Consider the following 18295-nt stretch of genomic DNA (forward strand, 5'->3'; position numbering starts at 1 on the left):
GAGACATAATAATATTAGAAATATATTTAATTTTTAGATAAACATTATAACCTTATAAGAATTTATATTAAATCATATAAGAGTAAAACCGAGATGTTATTTTACTTAATAATGAAAGTTAAGAACTTAACAAAAAGATAAAAAGTGTGATTCTAGATAGGATAAAGGATTTTTAACAAATCATTTTCGGTTAAAATAGGGATCTCTAATTCCTGAGCTTTTTTCAATTTAGACCCGGGGTCGTCCCCGACAACAAGGTAATTAGTGCTTTTAGAAACCGAAGAACCTACCTTACCTCCACATCTGCGAATAGAGGCCTCGGCTTCAGGTCTTGTCATTTTTTCAAGAGTGCCTGTAATAACAAAGGTCTTTCCTAAACACGATGTACTCTCCTTATGATACGGCAAGATATTTACCCCTAAAGAGAGCATTCTTTGAATCTCCTTAATATTGTCTTGTTGACTAAAGTAGGCAACTATGGACTCAGCAACCTTATCCCCGATCCCTTCGATAGCCTTTAGCTTATCTAAAGAAGCACTCATTACAGCTTCTAAAGTAAGGAAAGACTGAGCAAGAGCAGTGGCTCCTCCAATGCCAACATAAGGAATTCCTAAAGCTGTAATAAAGCGATCTAGAGGAACCTTCTTAGCCTTCTCTATGCTTTTAAGAACATTTTTCACGGATTTATCTTTGAACCCCGGTACTTGAAGGAGATCTTCTTCGGTAATTTGGAAAATATCACAACATCTATGAATTATTCCGAGGTCAAAAAGCTTTGTGATTACTTTTTCCCCAAGATGGTCAATATCTAGGGCCCCTCTTCCAACAAAAAAACGAATTTTCTCTATAGCTCCCGCAGAACACGAAGGATTAGCACACCGGACAGAAACCTTGTCAGATTCACGGGTTACTTTTCCATGACATACTGGGCAGTATTCCGGCATCATCCAAGGTTGTGTACCCTCAGGACGTTTTTCTAAGCATACACCAACTACTTTAGGGATGATTTCTCCACCTTTTTCTACATATACAGTATCACCTATTCGGATATCTTTTCGTTCGATTTCTTCTTCATTATATAAAGAAGCTCGTGAAACCCTTGATCCTGATAAAAACACCGGCTGCAGCTTAGCCACAGGAGTTAAAACTCCTGTCCTACCTACCTGAATTAAGATATCTTCTAAAATAGTCTCGCCTTGCTCTGGAGCATACTTGTAAGCCAATGCCCAGCGATAATGCTTTGCTGTCATTCCTAAAGCTTTCTGAGCTTCGATATCATCTACTTTAATCACAACACCATCGATTTCCATAGGAAGTTGATCACGAAAAACTTCCACTTCATCAAGAGTTTTCACTACTTCATCTATAGTTTTACACTGTCGTGGCTGTCCAAACACAGGAAAACCCCACGCCTCACATAGCATAAGATTATCATAATGCGATTCTGTATTCTCATCGCATAAGGATCCATAAACAGAGATCTCCAGATTTCTTTGTGCTGCTTCTTTAGCAGATAAAAGCTTTAGCGTGCCTCCCGCAGCATTTCTGGGATTAGCAAACTCCGGTTTTTCAGCATGTCTTTGTGCAGCATTTATCTGCTCAAAAATTTCTCGTGTGAAGAATACCTCACCACGAACTTCAAGAAATTCTGGAGCATCTTTTGGCAAACGGAGGGGAAGAGAACGTATCGTACGAATATTTGTCGTAATGTCTTCTCCCTTACGACCATTTCCACGACTTAAAGCTTGAACAAGAATTCCTCGCTCATAACGGATAGCTACAGCAATACCATCAATTTTCAACTCAAGAGTGTATACGGGAGTATACCCTAGGGCTTTCTCCACACGAGAAAAGAAATCATTAAGTTCCTCCAGAGTATAGGCATTCGCAATAGAAAGCATGGGATGGAAATGTGCAACGACAGGGAAATTTCCTGAGGTTCGATCTCCAAGGCGCATAGATGGAGACCATAACACCTTCCACTCGGGATGCTGAGCTTCTATAGCAAGAAGCTTCTGCATTTTCATATCATAATCATAATCTGAGATTATGGGATTATGAAGAACATAATAGCGATAATCATCTTCTTCGATATCTTTACACAGAGATAAGTACTGTTCTCTGGAATACGGACTTTGCATGCAGTGTTTACTTAACTCCTTTTGCGCAGCGGAAACCATAAGTACTATTTACCGCACCAGGATTATTGCGATGACGATGAGCACAACGAAGATCATCTTTTAAACTCTTCCAACATCCCCCTCTCAATACGCGATAAACACCTTGGGCAGGGCCTTGAGGGACATGCGATTCTTGAGCAGAGATTTCATAGAAATCATAGCCATACCAATCTTCACACCACTCATATACATTTCCTGCCATATCGTACAATCCATAAGGATTTGCAGGATAACTCATCACTGCCGTTGTGTCCGAGCTAAAGAAATTTGCCTGACTTTTATCTATTTCTTCGCCACAAGGATAACGCAGCTGAGTCACACCTCCACAAGCAGCGATTTCCCATTCAGCCTCGGTAGGAAGTCGTTTTCCCACCCAAGCGGCATAACCTGAAGCACCATACCATGTAACACCAACGACAGGATGTTTGGCATAACCAGGTTCTATAACAAGCTTGCCAGAACGACGTTGTATTCGCGAATCCTTAAGACGAATAAGCTCGTTATAATACTTATCTTGTTCGCTCCCTGAACATTCTAGGTAACGGACAAACTGCTCATTCGTGACTGGATGGATATCTAAGAAAAAGCTCTGTAGGAAAATCTCATGTACAGGATGTTCATCGCGTTGTCCTTCACGACTTCCCCGTGTAAATTCTCCACCTTCAATAAATACCATTTCTGTAAATAAAGGCTGAGGCTTTACTTCCTCTTTGTCTTCTTCTACATAACGACTAACAACCGGTTCCCGTATTAATAATGATTGTAAAGCATTAGAATAACTTTCATCTTCCCTAATAATCTCTTCTGTAGAATCTACAGAGGTATTCATAGCTTCATCTATAGATTTTGCTTCTACAAGGACAAATTCCAAATGATCAGAAACTTCTTCAATTATCTGATTCTCACCTTCCTTCAAAATATTTTCTACACTCGGAACTTGAGGCTCTTCTTTTATCTCTCTTAAATCTTCTTCTCTACATTGCGTCTTGGCATTAAAGAATTGCTCTCCCAACGTCTTTTTTATAAGCAAAGGAGCCAATTTCTTGGGTCTTTTTTCTATCGTATAACTTAAACAAGATTGAATTAATCGATCCCAATCATAAATATACTCAGGAAAAACTTCGGAAGACAAAGGAAATATCCCCTGGGGAAGCTGTCGGAACAAAAGAAAATATATAATCACTCCAAATGCATAAACATCTTCAGCAACGGTGCCTGAAGTGTTTTCTGGAGCTTGAAATAGAAGTATTTGCTTTAACTTATCAAAAGAAGATCTCTCAGAAGAAATTGTTAAAAGATGCCGAGTATATTGATCCTCAAGCAAAAACGAAAACCCCAATTCTGGCAGAAATATCTTTGGTGATTGTCCAGAAAGATCTATATGTACAGAATCTAAACTTAAACCACCGTGAATTAATCCATTCGAGTGAGCATAGTCTAAAACTTCAGAAAGCTGACTGGCAAGATCCCAAATTTCCAATTCTGATAATCCTTGAGGACAACTAGCAAGATATTGCCCCAAAGAGAGCGTAGGAACCTCTTTTTCTTCAGTTACTAAAAAATACTGACCATCTGATTGCGAAACATTCTCTATAGAGATAATCCCAGGATGTCTTATTGTTGCCAATTTAATAATAGCTTCATGAAAAGCATTCATAAATACTTCGGATGAGGAAAGCTCAGGATGAAGCAACTTTAGAATGTACCGTTTTTTTATAAAACGATGCTCGGCAAGAATATCTTGGCACCACAAGCCCTTTCGCAAATAACAGAGAATCTTATAGTCACCTAAAAACTCAATTCCTACATCTTGCTCGCCTTCCATGGAGCAAACTCCTTGCCTTTTTGAGATTTTCTATCTTCAGCTTATATTGAGCTAACTATAGTAAGGGAAAGGGATGATTGCAATATACAAGAATAACAAAAAAGGACTCGAGGAAGATTCTCCTAAAGTCCTTCTTTGTTTAAAGAATAAATGAAATTTTATCAGATTTCTTATTTATAACTCTCTCTTAACCAAAGTTAGTTACGTTACAATATTATTATAACCAGAGAAATACTATAGTCTATTCATTAATAATGGATTGACTAGTATTTGCAGGTTCTTCTGTAGCAAGATTTCTAGCTAGAGGTTCTTTAGTTATTTTCCCAACACCACATAAACGAAGAATCATTATCACAACCCAAGATAAAAAGAGGATGCCCAGGACAATCGCACATCCACCTGCCAATGCTGAAGTTGGACAACATAAATTCAAAGTTGTAACTCCAAGGACTAAAATAGCAATAGCAAATATAGCTCCAACAAAAGTAATAACAGCTCTGCTAACATCCACACATTTACGCTCTGCTCGAAAAGCAGGGATTTTTTCTACAGATAGATCACAGCGCCCTAAACCACCAAAAATATCTTTTACATTCTCAATAAAAGGCATCAAAACCCCTCTATTTGCATAAGTATCTAGAGACAGCTTATAGATTATATAAACAGAATTCAAATATTCAATCAGAGATTCCTCTCTGATTGAAAATCACAAAAAAGAAATAATCTTGCAGCGGATAATCCCACTGCAAGACTTTTATTATTTAGATGCTCCGCATCAAAATAAATTTACGTTTCTTCTTTCATAAAAAATTGCCTATATCCAAAAACGCAGGACATAAATGCTACTAAATTTATGAAAGGGCAGGATCTTCTATATGATATCATCAAAAGATCCCTTGGAACCTATTCTTAGGAAATACTTTTCATTAAGAATAAGCTACCACACAGGAAATGATTAATGTTACAATAGAAAAAATTCTAATCCATAAGATTAAAGAGATTTTGAAAGAACATTAATCTCACCTGTATCATAAGGACTCGACTTTTCCAGAACGAGTAATTTCACAATCCATTAAGTCCATTTTATGTTTGCTTAGAAACACAAAAAAATCTCTTATGACTTCTTATCAAACATACGTCTTAAGACAATAGCAGCCCAAGAAACACCAAGTAAGGACAAGGCAATAGTAAGCAAACCGCAATACAGAGATGTTCCACCAGCAGCGCAACAAATACAACCGACTATAATCGATGCAATTGCCATAATAGCCACTAAAGCACAAAGAACAACTCTAGTTATACTTGCGCATAGGTGTTCTTTTTTCTTAAATGAAGGAACAGCGTCTTTAGAAAAATCAACTCTTCCTAATCCACTACAAACCTCTTTTACATTTGCCATACAGCTCATGATTATCTCCTATTTTTTTAATTTGAGAAGAACGATATAGAATGCTGAGTTTTAAGTACATAAAAACAGAAATTGCTCGCATCCCTTACATAATTGAAACCAACTTGAGAGGGCAATTTCAAAAGATAATCACAAAGAAGAAATTGCTTATTAACTAGATATATTCCACTCACACATATCTAAGAACAGGGTTCTTATATTTATATACATCAAGAACTACCTATAAACGGGAATTCCCTAATAAAAAAACCGTTCTACAACCTTAAAGATTATAGAACGGTTATCACAAATTTAAGCTATTTATCTAAAGATATCTTAAATAATAGATTGACAGTCTAAGGCCGTATTAGACGTGTTGGATAGTTCCAGGTAGAGGAGCTTTTCTAGCCTGAAAACTAGCGAATACACCATAACTCCAGTAACATGCCAACATTAGCATGACTAATCCTAAGGCTATAGCAGCGCCACCGGCTAATGACATGGCCATAAAGGATGCTGATGTACATGTACCAATACCACAAATTAAAGCACCAAAGCCAAGAAGTAAGGTTACAAGCGTCATAATAACGCGAGTAATATTCACAGATAATTTCTGTTTCACAAGATGCCTTGAGCTGAAACCATTAAAACCTAGGCCGTCGCGAATATCCGACATAACTTGTTTACAAGACATAAAATACCTAAAACATTGATTATAAAATTCTTGCAAAATATCTTAAGCTGAGTAGATAAATATGCACCAATAAAAAAATTTAATTAGCTATTTAACAAGAATGTACACTTGCAGAGGATGAAGAATCACGCTCTGCGCTTCTTTTGTGTTTCGCAATTTTAAGAGCATGTTGTAAATCATTTGCGAAATAGTTCCAACGCATTGCATGACTTCTCCAACTTCTTTCGAGCTTTAATTCTCCCTGTCTCAAAAGCGCTGATGTAATCGCAAAGGTTAACAAAGCTGAGCCTAAAGCAAATCCTGTAGGGACTAGCCATATACTACAGCTGACAATCAAAAGTCCGGTAGCAAGAGCAACGGCTAAAGCAAAGCACGCGGCTCCTAAAATAGCGGTTGCAATCTCAATAACGAGCCTACATGTAGGGACAACCCGAACTCTATTCATTTCTAATGTAAGATTATCACATCTAGTACGGATCTGCTGGGTAGACATTTGAACAGGAGTCACCGTCCTATCTATATTAGTACTCATAAACACGTGATTCACAAATAAAAAGATAATTAAGTATATAGTGAATTAATATTAATCTCAATAAATCAAAATATTAATATTAAGGCGCTATTAAAAATATTTTTTTACGGATTTCATGGTATAGAGTGAAGGATCTTTCATCTTCATATTGTAGCCCCTTCTCCTCTAGATTTTTTTGCGCTATTAAAAAATATTTTTGAGCTTTTTCATAATCATGACGGTCACAAAGAACCTTGGATAATTTCAAATGTAGAGCGATATCATCAGCAGACTCTTTAGCACACTGCTCTAAAAGAACTACACCTTCCGCTGTTTTCCCAAGATGTAGTAATACAGAAGCAAGTCTACGGCGAGATTCGCAACATTTCGGAGAACGCTGTATAGCTTTCTTTAATGCTTCTTGATACGAAACGACCTCATCATAGGTAGATCCTGGGTGAGTAAACAACAATTTTAAGGTTGCTTTATCAATATTGCCCTGCAAATAATCATAAGCTACCGACCCGACAGATTGCGCTTGAGAAGACCCCTTAAGAAGAATCTCTCCCGCCTTCTTCTGGCCTTTTAGGATTTTTACAACACCCAGAAGTTCTTGAAGTTCATCGTCATCTATATATTCTTTAGCTCTTTCGTAAGCGAGATCAGCTTCATGATATTGTTGCTTTTGCAAAGCAAAAGACCCCTGGTTGATAAATGTTAATCCTATCAGATCTTTTGCGGAACGCACCTTTAATTCATCAATATTCAAACATTCACAGTATTGCTCCGTAGGGAGATGCCTGCCCCCAGCGGTAGTTTCGATATTGATTTTCCCTCCACCGTATCTCAAATAGATGTGGCCTGGAGGTGTGACAGATTCTAAAGGAAGCTCCAAGCGTTGAGACAAAGACAAATATAAGGAAGACACGCCTAAGCAGACTCCAAATTTTCTATCCGCAACTGAAGATAAGAAAGAAAATTCATCAGAAAACATTTCATTTTTTGATGGATAACGAATCCCTTCTTCATAAAAAAGAATCGTATTCAAAGCTTCTATCGTTGCTCTGTGATAGGCGTCTGATCCTAAAGCACAATGTTCCTTATCCAAGTACCTTTGCCGTTCAATATACGCACGTAATGCCAGAATATCTAGATAACGGGTATAATGCTCTGCCTTACATATCTCCTCTTCTCCAGGAAACTCAGCAAGAACTAAAGCCCGGGCAAGATCTTTTTCAGGAGGGCTATTACCATCAGAATTACATAAAAAGACAACCCCTGGAAGAGATAGTTTTTTCATAACCGAAATATCTTCAGATGAGAAAACATAATCAGGATTTTTAGATAATAAAATGCAGTTAGATAGAGTGGTCAACTCATCAGTGATTAATTGAGGGAAAAAATTCGCCAGCTTCTGTCTACTTTGATGATCGCCATGTGTTATAAAATACGCACATAAACTCTCCAAACAATAAGGATCAAGATTCCAAAAGTCCTCATGTTTATTTTTTGAACCAGCTATACCTTCACAAAATATCTTTGCCCCAAATCCTTCTATACCAATGATAAATACAAGAAAAGCGCAAAGCAACCTTGGCATCATAAACGTTCTTTCCTAGGTATCTTTAACCCGATATTCAAACTAACACAATAACTATACCAGACTATTGCTGATATTTTGATTCTTTATTTGTTAAATGCCTAACTTAACAATAGATCATGAAAAGAAATATTAGATAATTCCTATTTTCAAGATCTTCCGAAAGGCTCTCTATCTTTTCAATGATAAATACACACTCATGAGGTTGTCATCTCATGAAAGCAGAGCCAACCCCCTTGACTTTTAATTATTTTTGTGATCGGTTAACGCTATCTCAATTCACCCAGAGCATGAAAACATGAAACATCCAGTTTACTGGTTCTTAATATCTTCGGGGTTGATGGCCTCGACCTCCTTGAGCTTCGCAGCTGCAAAGGAAGAAACTCTGAATTCCTCTAATAGTTATAATGGCAATACTGCAGGAAATTCTACCTTTACTCCTAAAGTAAGCAACGACGCAAACGGAACAATTTATAATTGTGAAGGAGATATTTGTATTGCGTATGCAGGGCAAGGACAACCTCTATCAAATAGCTGTTTTTCAGACACTACCGGAGATTTAACTTTTACAGGAAAGGGGTATACCCTTTGCTTTGATAATATCAATACGACAGCTAAACCAGCTGCCATTAATGTAGAAGCCGATAAAACATTAGCAATAACTGGATTCTCATTGTTTTCATGTTCTTTCTGCCCTCCGGAAAATAAAGGCCAGGGCGCTGTTAAGTCAACAGGAACAATTAATTTTGATAACAATACTATGTTGCTTTTCAAGAGAAATTGCTCAACAGAGAACGGTGGCGCACTTAGTTGTAAAACTTTAAATTTAAAAAACTCATCAGGATTAGCAAGTTTCATAGAAAATGCATCTGATAAGAAAGGCGGGGCTATTTACTGTAGTGATGGGGATTTAAAGTTAGAAAACAATCAGAAAATAATCTTCGAAGGCAATACTTCCAAAGATGAAGGAGGAGCTATCTATGCAAAAAAGCTTACGATTTCTTCGGGAGCTCCTATAGTATTTTTCAACAATTCTGCTTCTAAAAATGCAAACCCAAAAGGTGGAGCAATATCTATAGCGAGTTCTGGGGAACTTAATCTAGAAGCTAAATTAGGAGATATCATATTTAATGGGAATACTGTCGTAACTTCTGTTGCACAACCTACAACGAAAAGAAATGCTATCAATATAGACTCCAGTGGAAAGTTCATGAAATTAAATGCCAAAGAAGGTTTTGGCGTATTCTTCTATGATCCAATTTCAAATTCCGGAGACACCGCTTCTACTATAGAAATTAATAAGACTGATGGATCTACAACATATTCAGGTAAAATTGTTTTCTCTGGAGAAAAACTCACAGAAGAAGAAAGAAAAGTCGCAGACAACCTCAAATCTACATTCAAGCAAACAGTCAAATTAGGCTCTGGTTCATTAGTTCTTAAAGATGGTGTAGCAGTAGAAGCGAAATCCTTAGAACAAACGGGTGGTTCTGTTGTGATGGATCTAGGCACTACATTACAAACCCCGTCCACAGACGGAGATGTTATTACCTTAACAGATTTAGCCATTAACGTTGCCTCATTGGGGGGGGGGGGGTATTCCTTCACCAGCTCAAATCTCAGCTGGCACAACCGACAAAAATGTTACAATCCAATCTATTAATCTAGTCGATTCCGACGGGAACGGCTACGAATATCCTGTTTTCTCCACAACACAATCCTTTTCAGCAATAGAAGCTAAAGCTAATGGCAATGGAACAGCCACAAAACCAACAACCAATCTAACTAACTATGTCCCACCCGCCCATTATGGTTATCAAGGGGACTGGACAACAACTTGGAAACAAGGATCAACCACTGCCACACAAACAGCTACCCTGGACTGGAAACAAACTGGCTATCTCCCTAATCCAGAACGTCAAGGTCCATTAGTTCCTAATACATTATGGGGATCCTTCTCGGATGTACGCGCTATTCAGAATCTTATGGATGTTAGCGTTAATGGTGCTGACTATCAGAGAGGCTTCTGGGTATCAGGATTGGCTAACTTCTTACACAAAAGTGGGACAGAAACAAAACGCAAGTTCCGTCACAATAGTGTAGGATACTTGTTAGGAGCCTTTGCTCAAACGCCTTCCGAAGATATCTTCAGTGCTGCTTTTTGCCAACTCTTTGGAAAAGACAAGGACTATCTTGTTTCGAAAAACTCTTCTAACATTTATGCAGGATCTATTTACTACCAACATACCTCATTCTGGAGCCCTTGGGATAGACTGCTACAAAATACTATCGGTGCTCAAGCTCCTTTAGTTCTTAATGCACAACTCACCTATAGTCATACTTCTAACGATATGAAGACTAATATGACTACGAAATACGCTCCGCAAAATGTCGTCTACTCAGAGATCAAGGGTGATTGGGGCAACGATTGTTTCGGAGTGGAACTTGGCGCTGTTGTGCCTATCGAGTCTCAATACTCTACCCTATTCGATATGTATTCTCCATTCTTGAAGTTCCAGCTTGTTCATGCTCACCAAGAGGACTTTAAAGAAAACAGCAGTAGTGAAGGAAGATACTTTGAGAGCAGTAATCTCACAAACATTGCTATGCCCATCGGCGTGAAGTTTGAGAGATTCTCCGCAAACGATAGTGCTTCTTACAACCTAACTCTGGCCTACTCTCCAGATATTGCAAGAAGCAATCCTGATTGTACAACCTCTCTATTAGTTAGCCCAACAACAGCTGTTTGGTTAACTAAAGCAACAAACTTAGCTAGACAAGCCTTCATTGTAAGAGCTGGAAATTACTTATCTTTCAGCCCAAACTTTGAAGTCTTTAGTCAGTTCGGTTTCGAGCTCAGAGGCTCTTCTAGAACCTACAATATAGACCTCGGATCTAAAATCCAGTTCTAACTCACCTCCACCTCCCCTGCCCACCACCACGGGGCAGGGCCTATTCAGGCCCTCTAACAATGCTGATCTTATAAAGAAAAAGACCCTCTATCATATGAGAGAGGATCTAAAACAAGAAATAAATAGCGATTACTTTAAAAAACTAACCTTCTACTTTTTTGAATAGCAAGACGTCTTTAGACATCGTAAGCTCTATAGAAGTATCAGATTTGATATCACCTTTAAGCAAAGCTTTTGATAATAGCGTAACTACTTTTTGTTGAATTAGCCGTTTTAAAGGCCGCGCCCCAAAAGAACTATCATAACCCTGCTCACTTAAATAAAGGATCACAGAATCATCCCAAGTTAACGTTACCCGTCTTTCCAATAAACGTTGTGCAACCCTACGCATTTGAATACCGACTATTTTAACAATATCTTCGGTATTTAAAGGAACAAAAGGTAGGATATCGTCAATACGGTTGATGAACTCTGGGCTGAAGTATTTTTTTAATGTGGGAGCAACTACGGATAATACGGTTTCCTTACTTACCTCACTCCCTTTTTTCGCACAGTAATCAGCAAGTTCTTGAGAACCTATGTTTGAAGTCATAATAAATAAAGCGTTTTTACAGTTTACCTTACGCTTCTTACTATCTGTAAGAATTCCTTCATCAAAAATTTGTAGGAGAATATTAAAGACTTCCTTATCTGCTTTTTCGATTTCATCGAAAAGCACTACGGAATAAGGGCGTCGGCGTAAAGCTTCAGAAAGACTTCCTCCTTCTTCATAACCCACATAACCTGGAGGAGATCCTATCAATTTAGATACGGAATGCTTTTCCATATATTCAGTCATATCGAAACGCACCATAGCTTCTTCTTTATTAAACAAAAGATCAGCTAGAGCCTTGGCAAGCTCTGTTTTTCCTACTCCTGTAGGTCCTAAAAATAAGAACACTCCTAAAGGACGTTGCGGATCACTAAGTCCTACACGTGCAGCGCGTATAGAATCACTAACTGCTGCAATGGCAAATGGCTGACCTACAACACGCTCCTCCAAAGATTCTTCCAAAACAAGAAGTTTTTCAGCTTCACCTTCTAACATCTTTTGAATAGGAATTCCTGTCCAATTTGCCACTACTTGAGCAATAAGACGTTCATCCACCTCTTCTTGAAGCAAACGATTATCTCTTTGATTTAAAGCTTCCTCATCTTGGCGTATTTCTTCTTCAAGAGCGGGAATTAAGCTATAACGTAGCTCCGCAACACGATTGTAGTCCGCAACACGTTCAGCTTCTTCTTCAGAAAATTTCATATTTTCTAAAGAATTTTTCTTTTCTTTAAGACCTGCAATGAGTTTCTTTTCCTCATCCCAACGCAATCGTAAAGCTGCGAGCTCTTCTTTAAGTTGCTCTATAGACTGTTGCATAGCCTCAGCTTCTTCTTGATATGACGGAGCTTTTTCACGCTTTATAGCTTCTTGCTTAACAATCAAAGCCGCAAGTTCTCGTTCTTTCTCATCAATTGGCAGGGGTAGACTACCAATTTGCATACGAATCAAACTTGCGGCTTCGTCTATTAAGTCAATTGCCTTATCGGGAAGAAAACGATCTGGGATATATCTATAGGAGAGAAGGACAGCAGCATTTAATGCTCCCTCAGTAATACGTACGCCATGGAAAATTTCATACTTCTCACGAAGACCGCGAAGAATGAACACCGCGTCTTCTAAAGAAGGCTCTGTTACAAAAATAGGTTGGAAACGCCTTTCTAAGGCAGCATCTTTCTCAATATACTTCTGATATTCATTAAGAGTTGTGGCACCAATGCAATGCAGGGTGCCACGTGCTAAAGCAGGCTTTAATAAATTTGCAGCATCCATAGCTCCGTCAGTAGCACCAGCGCCCACAAGAGTATGCACTTCATCAATAAATAAAATACTCTCGCCATCAACAGATTCTACATCTTTAAGAACACTTTTTAATCGTTCTTCGAATTCCCCGCGATATTTTGCTCCTGCAATTAACGCCCCCATATCTAAAACATAAAGCTGTTTGCCTTTTAAGCTTTCTGGTATATCCCCCTGAACAATACGCAGAGCCAATCCCTCAGCAATTGCTGTCTTTCCTACTCCTGGTTCACCTATAAGCATGGGGTTATTCTTAGTTCTTCGCGATAACACTTGAACAGTACGACGAATTTCTTCATCTCTACCAATCACAGGATCTAACTTTCCTTCTTTCGCTAATGAAGTTAGATTCTTACAATACTTTTCTAGGCCCCGAAGATTATTTTCCGCGCTAGGAGAGTCCATACGATTGCCACGCCTTATATTAATAATGAGTTTTTTAAGATCGTCTAAGGATATTTTTACCGTTTTTTTCCAAGAAGCGAAAGGCTCCTTGTTGGATTTCCAAAAAGCTAATAACATATGATCTCCAGAAAGGTATTCATCTCCGAGATCTTTAGCCTCATGCTTCGCATCTAATAGTAGACTTTGCAGTCCTGGTGAAGGCTTAGGCATTGCGTCTCCTTCAACAACTGAAGGTTCTAAAGAAAGCGCTTCATCTACTGCAGAAATAAGTAATTTGGGATTGCTGTGAATATCCTTAATTATCAAATAAAATAGCGATTCCGTATTCTCTAAAAGACATTTGAGGAAATGGTTTTCACTTACGTAAGGATTTTTTGCTGATTTAGCGAGCTCAAAAGCTTTTTCTAGAGCCTCGCTTACCGCATCCGATATCTTATCCATAAAATAGCCCTAACACTCGGCTGAAACATTTTCTTCATTGCATAGAAAAAACAAAAAATCTACCTATTTTCCAAAGCGATTCCTTGCTGCTCACAATTCTGTTTTTTCTTATCTTTTACTCTCTGCTGTTTTTTCCATTGCGAGTTGTACTGATATAGTAATCCGTAATCTTTAACAGCAGCAGTAATATCCTTACAATCTTCCATTAACCCATCGATACGTCCGATACGTGCACTATCTAAACAATCCGCTAATCTATTAGCGCTCTTGTGTATAGATTCTGTTGCTAATCGAGCCTGTTTCACTAACGAAGAATCTTTTTCTTCATCGAGTAAAGTTGATATTTTAGAATAGAGATTCACAGTTTCAGCTTCTAGTTTCCCTAATGCCTTATCCGCTTTATCAACAAATTGTATCAATTTCTCAATAGGATCAATATTATGTCCGTAAACTAAATCCTGAGTATAAAGACGATTATACTCTCCTCTTGTCTTCCCAGGAATAATGTTTACAATAGACTCTCCTATGATTTTGGGGGAATACATAGCAAAAGTATCATCTTTATATAGAGAAACTCCTGAATCGATTTTTAATACCAATTCATAACAATAAAGCTCTCCAGACTTTCCAGAGATCCCTCTATCCATAATGTTTTGTACAGAAGCTACGGAACCAATTATCTTCCCTGCAAGACAAACATTCATTCCCTTGCTCACACCACTAAGATGAGTAAAAGCTACATGGATTTCTTGCTTGCCATCTCCGCGACTTTTAGGAGTAAATAGCATTACAGAAAACAAACCTAACATCCCCACACAAAGAAATAATCCAAAAAATATTGATTTACGATCTTCTTTAGACACTAGCCCTCCTTAATCGGCATGTTACATTGACTAGCAAGAAATTGCTTTGCCAGCACATCCTTTGTCTGTATAAACTCTTCCTTTGTATAGATATGGGGAATTGTTCCTTCATGATGAATAGCGATACGATCTGCAAGAGTTAATGCTAATGCTATATCGTGAGTAATAACAATTCCTCCGATTCCCTGTTCCTTACGCAAACGGAAAATCAGATGAGTCATTTCCCGACTCGTCATGGGATCTAATCCTGCTGTAGGCTCGTCATAAAGAACAAGTTTAGGAGAATAAATCAAAGAACGTGCTAAAGCGACACGCTTGACCATGCCTCCCGACAACTTGTTTGGCATAAACTCCGAAGCATAACTTAATCCTACGTTCTCTAAAGCTTGATCTACTTTAGCGTTTATCTCACCTTTAGAAAATATCTTATGACGTTCATTATATGCATGAAGACCGAAAGCCACATTTTCTCTCACAGAAAGAAAATCAAAAAGGGCGCCACCCTGAAATACCATACCAATGGTGAGATCTTTTAAACGTCCTTTATGAGTAAGTTCCTTGGCATAACGTACCTCTCCAGAATCAGGAATCTCTAATCCCATAATATGACGAAGAAGGACACTTTTCCCAGTCCCAGATTTACCTAAAATCACTAAGAGCTCGTCTGGAAATACCTGCAAGGAAATCCCATGCAATACCATATGACCTTGACCTTCGGTATTGCAATAACTCTTATAAATACGATCTACAGAAATCCAGGGCTCTACCATACCTTCCTCTCTCCCTAGTAACCTAGAACATGAAAGAATGATGTAATCACGCAATTAGCAAATAAGATAGAAATATACGAAGTAACAACTCCTGCTGTAGTCACCTTCGCCACATTTGTAATGCGACAATGCTTCCCTAATCCCTGATAACAGGCTAAAGACGTAATAATAAATCCGAATACTAGTGATTTAACAATTACCATTACAATATCGGATACAAATACATTTCCAGATACCATATGTAAATAGACCTGAGCAGGAAGTTGGAAGGCATAACGACATAGTAAATAGCCACAAAAAATTCCTGACCACACTGCAGCAATTACCAACGCGGGCATAGCAATAATGCCCGCAATGATTCTTGGTAGTGCAAAATAGGCTAAAGGATTCACCCCTAAAGTTTCCATAGCACTAACTTGTTCAGTCATGCGCATAGTTCCTAAGAATGCAGAAATTGCCCCTCCTACTCTTCCAGAAAGAGCAAGAGCAGTCAGTACGGGACCTATTTCCACTAGAATACTTTTTACAACAAAAAATCCTATAGCACAGGATAAGCCATGAACACCTAATTGATAATAGGATTGTAGAGCTAAAACAACTCCCGTAACAGCTCCTGTAAGCATAACTACAGGCAGGGAGGCAACACCAATATCATACCCCTGTATACTTGCAGACTGAAATAAACTTTTCTTCCATGAGAAACTTTTTATTACCGCACAGGTAAAACCTATCCATCTGCCTAATTCCAAAGGAAATAAACATAGTATACGGAAAATACGAGAACGTTTTTTTGCCTCCATGCTCATATCCTCAAAACCTTGAGAAAACCTTTTATCTTAAATGCTTTCGAATGTTTTCACTAAACTATCAATAAGCACATTTTGCGTATAGGCTAGATTTTCTTTACTATGTACAGCAGAAATGAAACTCGCTTCCATAGAAGCAGGAGATAAATACACCCCTTGAGAAAATACATACCGATAAAATACACCGAATGTTTCCTGGTCACATTGCTGCACATCATAGAAATTCTTCGGAGGTGTTTCTCTAAAGAATAATGAGAACATAGAACCCGCTTTTACTAATGTGACTGGGAATCCTTTAGAACGGATTGTATCTTCTATAGGAGATAAGAACTCTTCTGCGAGCTTTTTCAACCTGGGATAAAAATCTATCTCCTGGCAAAGCTCCACAGACGCTTTTCCTGCAGCCATAGCAATAGGATTTCCTGATAGAGTTCCTGCTTGAAATACTGTTCCCAAAGGCATCAAATAATCCATAATACTTTCATGAGCTAAGAGTGCAGCGACAGGCATACCTCCACCTAAAATCTTACCATATACAGTAATATCAGGAATCGCATCGAGGATAGAACGCATGCCCTGAATTCCCATACGAAATCCTGTGACGACTTCGTCCATAATCGATAAAGCTGAATAACATCGACATGTAGTTATAATACTCTCAATCCATCCAGATTCTGGAAGAATAACACCCATATTGATGGCTATAGGTTCGAAGATCACGCAAGCAACACGTTCTCCTATTTTCTGCATTACTTCTTCAAAAATTTTTACATCATTGTAGGGTAAAATTAACGTAAGAGGTAGACAAGGATCCGAAGAAAAGTATCTATCTACGATAAGAGAAACTTCCATAAGGTTACTCTCATCTATAGAAATTCCTTTTAATAGAATATCAGAATGTCCGTGGTAACATCCCAAAAATTTAATAATCACCGAGCGTTTAGTTGCTCCACAAGCAAGACGTACAGAGGTCATTGTAGCTTCCGTTCCTGAAGAAACAAAACGTAGTTTATGATCTTGTAACTTCAAACAAGACAGTAAGGTAGCTGCTAGAGAAATTTCATTTTCTGAAGTGAGGCCATAAGAGGTCCCTTGAGATGCTGCAGTACAAATCGCATCTAAAATTTTTGGATGGCTATGGCCATGGATTAATGATCCCCAAGATCCACAAAAATCAATAAAATTTTTTCCGAAACTATCTATAAAAATATCTCGAGAAGCACTATAGACAATGGGAGGAACAATCCCTACAGGAATGCATGCACGTATTGGAGAATTTACTCCTCCAGGAAAATAGCGACAAGCATCAGCATATGTCATTGTTGTTTCATCAATAACCGCCATATAACCCCCTAAAAAATCCGGGATTATTCTGAGCCATAGCCGCTTTAAAACCTAGAAAAAGACTTACTAAAGATTAAATAAAACTAAAGTCTAATTCAGCAAAAGATTTTCAGGGACTGTTGATAGCGATGCATATTTCCCTCCCAAATCTTTAAGAATCATAGACCAAAGATTTTCAGGATTATCAGCAAATACATACTCATAACTTGCAGGAGCTAAAAACCAATTCCCGTCTAAAAATTCCCTTTCTAATTGTCCTGCCTGCCAACCACTATAACCAAAACATAAATTTATCGTAGGCCCCGTATCACTAGCAGCGATCTCTTGTAAAAAAGATAGATCTCCTCCCAAATATACAGAAGGACAGATTTCTAATGTTTGTTCAGGAATTTCAGAACAGGAATGCAAAAGCATCATTTGATTCGCCTGTAGGGGACCTCCCATACAAAAACGGATATTGTTATTAGACACCTTATCAAAAGTAAAAATATCATCTGATATCTCCAAGCCTAATGTCTTATTTAAAATCAGTCCAAACGAACCATTAAGACTATGCTCACATAATAAAATTACACTGCGAGCAAAGACCCCCTGATCCGTATCAGGAGAAGCCAATAACAATGAACCTTTCTCTAAAATAGCATAGGGAATTTTTGCCATAAGATA

The 18295-nt window shown here is 38.1% G+C and carries 13 protein-coding genes and 1 pseudogene; 1 reads left to right on the forward strand and 13 read right to left on the reverse strand.

Going from position 1 to position 18295, the window contains the following annotated elements; translation table 11 throughout:
• Positions 1-152: 152 nt before the first annotated feature.
• The 7 genes from ligA to H9Q19_RS00285 all read right to left on the reverse strand — a co-directional run bounded on the left by ligA (position 153) and on the right by H9Q19_RS00285 (position 8200).
• Positions 153-2141 (reverse strand): NAD-dependent DNA ligase LigA, encoded by a 1989-nt coding sequence (gene ligA, locus H9Q19_RS00255; protein WP_213241103.1) that lies wholly within the window; start codon positions 2139-2141, stop codon positions 153-155.
• Between the two features lie 7 nt (positions 2142-2148).
• On the reverse strand, positions 2149-4005 hold the full coding sequence (locus H9Q19_RS00260; protein WP_213241105.1) for an SUMF1/EgtB/PvdO family nonheme iron enzyme: 1857 nt from the start codon (positions 4003-4005) through the stop codon (positions 2149-2151).
• A gap of 241 nt (positions 4006-4246) precedes the next feature.
• Positions 4247-4615 (reverse strand): hypothetical protein, encoded by a 369-nt coding sequence (locus H9Q19_RS00265; RefSeq protein ID WP_213241107.1) that lies wholly within the window; start codon positions 4613-4615, stop codon positions 4247-4249.
• Between the two features lie 504 nt (positions 4616-5119).
• The gene (locus H9Q19_RS00270) at positions 5120-5413 is read right to left on the reverse strand and encodes a hypothetical protein (protein ID WP_213241109.1); all 294 of its coding nucleotides are present in this window, start codon (positions 5411-5413) and stop codon (positions 5120-5122) included.
• 346 nt (positions 5414-5759) lie between these two features.
• Positions 5760-6086, reverse strand: coding sequence for a hypothetical protein (locus H9Q19_RS00275; protein WP_213241111.1), 327 nt, complete (start codon positions 6084-6086; stop codon positions 5760-5762).
• Positions 6087-6177: 91 nt separating this feature from the next.
• On the reverse strand, positions 6178-6579 hold the full coding sequence (locus tag H9Q19_RS00280; RefSeq protein WP_407644859.1) for a hypothetical protein: 402 nt from the start codon (positions 6577-6579) through the stop codon (positions 6178-6180).
• 118 nt (positions 6580-6697) lie between these two features.
• Complete coding sequence (locus H9Q19_RS00285; protein WP_213241113.1) at positions 6698-8200, reverse strand: transglutaminase family protein; 1503 nt, start codon at positions 8198-8200, stop codon at positions 6698-6700.
• Between the two features lie 295 nt (positions 8201-8495).
• On the opposite strand from H9Q19_RS00285, the pseudogene H9Q19_RS00290 reads away from it, so the two are divergent.
• Positions 8496-11109, forward strand: a pseudogene (locus H9Q19_RS00290) (autotransporter domain-containing protein).
• 142 nt (positions 11110-11251) lie between these two features.
• Here H9Q19_RS00290 and H9Q19_RS00295 read toward each other — a convergent pair.
• The 6 genes from H9Q19_RS00295 to H9Q19_RS00320 form a co-directional block, all read right to left on the reverse strand.
• Positions 11252-13846, reverse strand: coding sequence for an ATP-dependent Clp protease ATP-binding subunit (locus H9Q19_RS00295; protein WP_213241115.1), 2595 nt, complete (start codon positions 13844-13846; stop codon positions 11252-11254).
• A gap of 59 nt (positions 13847-13905) precedes the next feature.
• The gene (locus tag H9Q19_RS00300; RefSeq protein ID WP_213241118.1) at positions 13906-14709 is read right to left on the reverse strand and encodes an MlaD family protein; all 804 of its coding nucleotides are present in this window, start codon (positions 14707-14709) and stop codon (positions 13906-13908) included.
• Positions 14709-15479 (reverse strand): ABC transporter ATP-binding protein, encoded by a 771-nt coding sequence (locus H9Q19_RS00305; protein WP_213241120.1) that lies wholly within the window; start codon positions 15477-15479, stop codon positions 14709-14711. The genes H9Q19_RS00300 and H9Q19_RS00305 overlap by 1 nt, the downstream gene beginning before the upstream one ends.
• Before the next feature lie 14 nt (positions 15480-15493).
• Positions 15494-16279: an MlaE family ABC transporter permease gene (locus H9Q19_RS00310; protein WP_213242001.1), complete on the reverse strand. Its 786-nt coding sequence runs from the start codon at positions 16277-16279 to the stop codon at positions 15494-15496.
• Between the two features lie 36 nt (positions 16280-16315).
• Positions 16316-17629: an aspartate aminotransferase family protein gene (locus H9Q19_RS00315; RefSeq protein ID WP_213241122.1), complete on the reverse strand. Its 1314-nt coding sequence runs from the start codon at positions 17627-17629 to the stop codon at positions 16316-16318.
• A 90-nt stretch (positions 17630-17719) separates the two neighbouring features.
• Positions 17720-18289, reverse strand: coding sequence for a YqgE/AlgH family protein (locus H9Q19_RS00320; protein WP_213241124.1), 570 nt, complete (start codon positions 18287-18289; stop codon positions 17720-17722).
• Positions 18290-18295: the final 6 nt, after the last annotated feature.

Origin of the sequence: Chlamydia crocodili (genome assembly GCF_018343815.1) — a bacterium.
GTDB lineage: Bacteria > Chlamydiota > Chlamydiia > Chlamydiales > Chlamydiaceae > Chlamydia > Chlamydia crocodili.

What these genes read in the sequence shown, in the direction of transcription:
- H9Q19_RS00305 (WP_213241120.1), bottom strand. Translation starts at nt 15,479, where the DNA reads ATGGTAGAGCCCTGGATTTCTGTAGATCGTATTTATAAGAGTTATTGC.
- H9Q19_RS00310 (WP_213242001.1), bottom strand. Translation starts at nt 16,279, where the DNA reads ATGGAGGCAAAAAAACGTTCTCGTATTTTCCGTATACTATGTTTATTT.
- H9Q19_RS00315 (WP_213241122.1), bottom strand. Translation starts at nt 17,629, where the DNA reads ATGGCGGTTATTGATGAAACAACAATGACATATGCTGATGCTTGTCGC.
- H9Q19_RS00320 (WP_213241124.1), bottom strand. Translation starts at nt 18,289, where the DNA reads ATGGCAAAAATTCCCTATGCTATTTTAGAGAAAGGTTCATTGTTATTG.
- H9Q19_RS00275 (WP_213241111.1), bottom strand. Translation starts at nt 6,086, where the DNA reads ATGTCTTGTAAACAAGTTATGTCGGATATTCGCGACGGCCTAGGTTTT.
- H9Q19_RS00270 (WP_213241109.1), bottom strand. Translation starts at nt 5,413, where the DNA reads ATGAGCTGTATGGCAAATGTAAAAGAGGTTTGTAGTGGATTAGGAAGA.
- H9Q19_RS00265 (WP_213241107.1), bottom strand. Translation starts at nt 4,615, where the DNA reads ATGCCTTTTATTGAGAATGTAAAAGATATTTTTGGTGGTTTAGGGCGC.
- H9Q19_RS00295 (WP_213241115.1), bottom strand. Translation starts at nt 13,846, where the DNA reads ATGGATAAGATATCGGATGCGGTAAGCGAGGCTCTAGAAAAAGCTTTT.
- ligA (WP_213241103.1), bottom strand. Translation starts at nt 2,141, where the DNA reads ATGCAAAGTCCGTATTCCAGAGAACAGTACTTATCTCTGTGTAAAGAT.
- H9Q19_RS00285 (WP_213241113.1), bottom strand. Translation starts at nt 8,200, where the DNA reads ATGATGCCAAGGTTGCTTTGCGCTTTTCTTGTATTTATCATTGGTATA.
- H9Q19_RS00260 (WP_213241105.1), bottom strand. Translation starts at nt 4,005, where the DNA reads ATGGAAGGCGAGCAAGATGTAGGAATTGAGTTTTTAGGTGACTATAAG.
- H9Q19_RS00280 (WP_407644859.1), bottom strand. Translation starts at nt 6,579, where the DNA reads ATGTCTACCCAGCAGATCCGTACTAGATGTGATAATCTTACATTAGAA.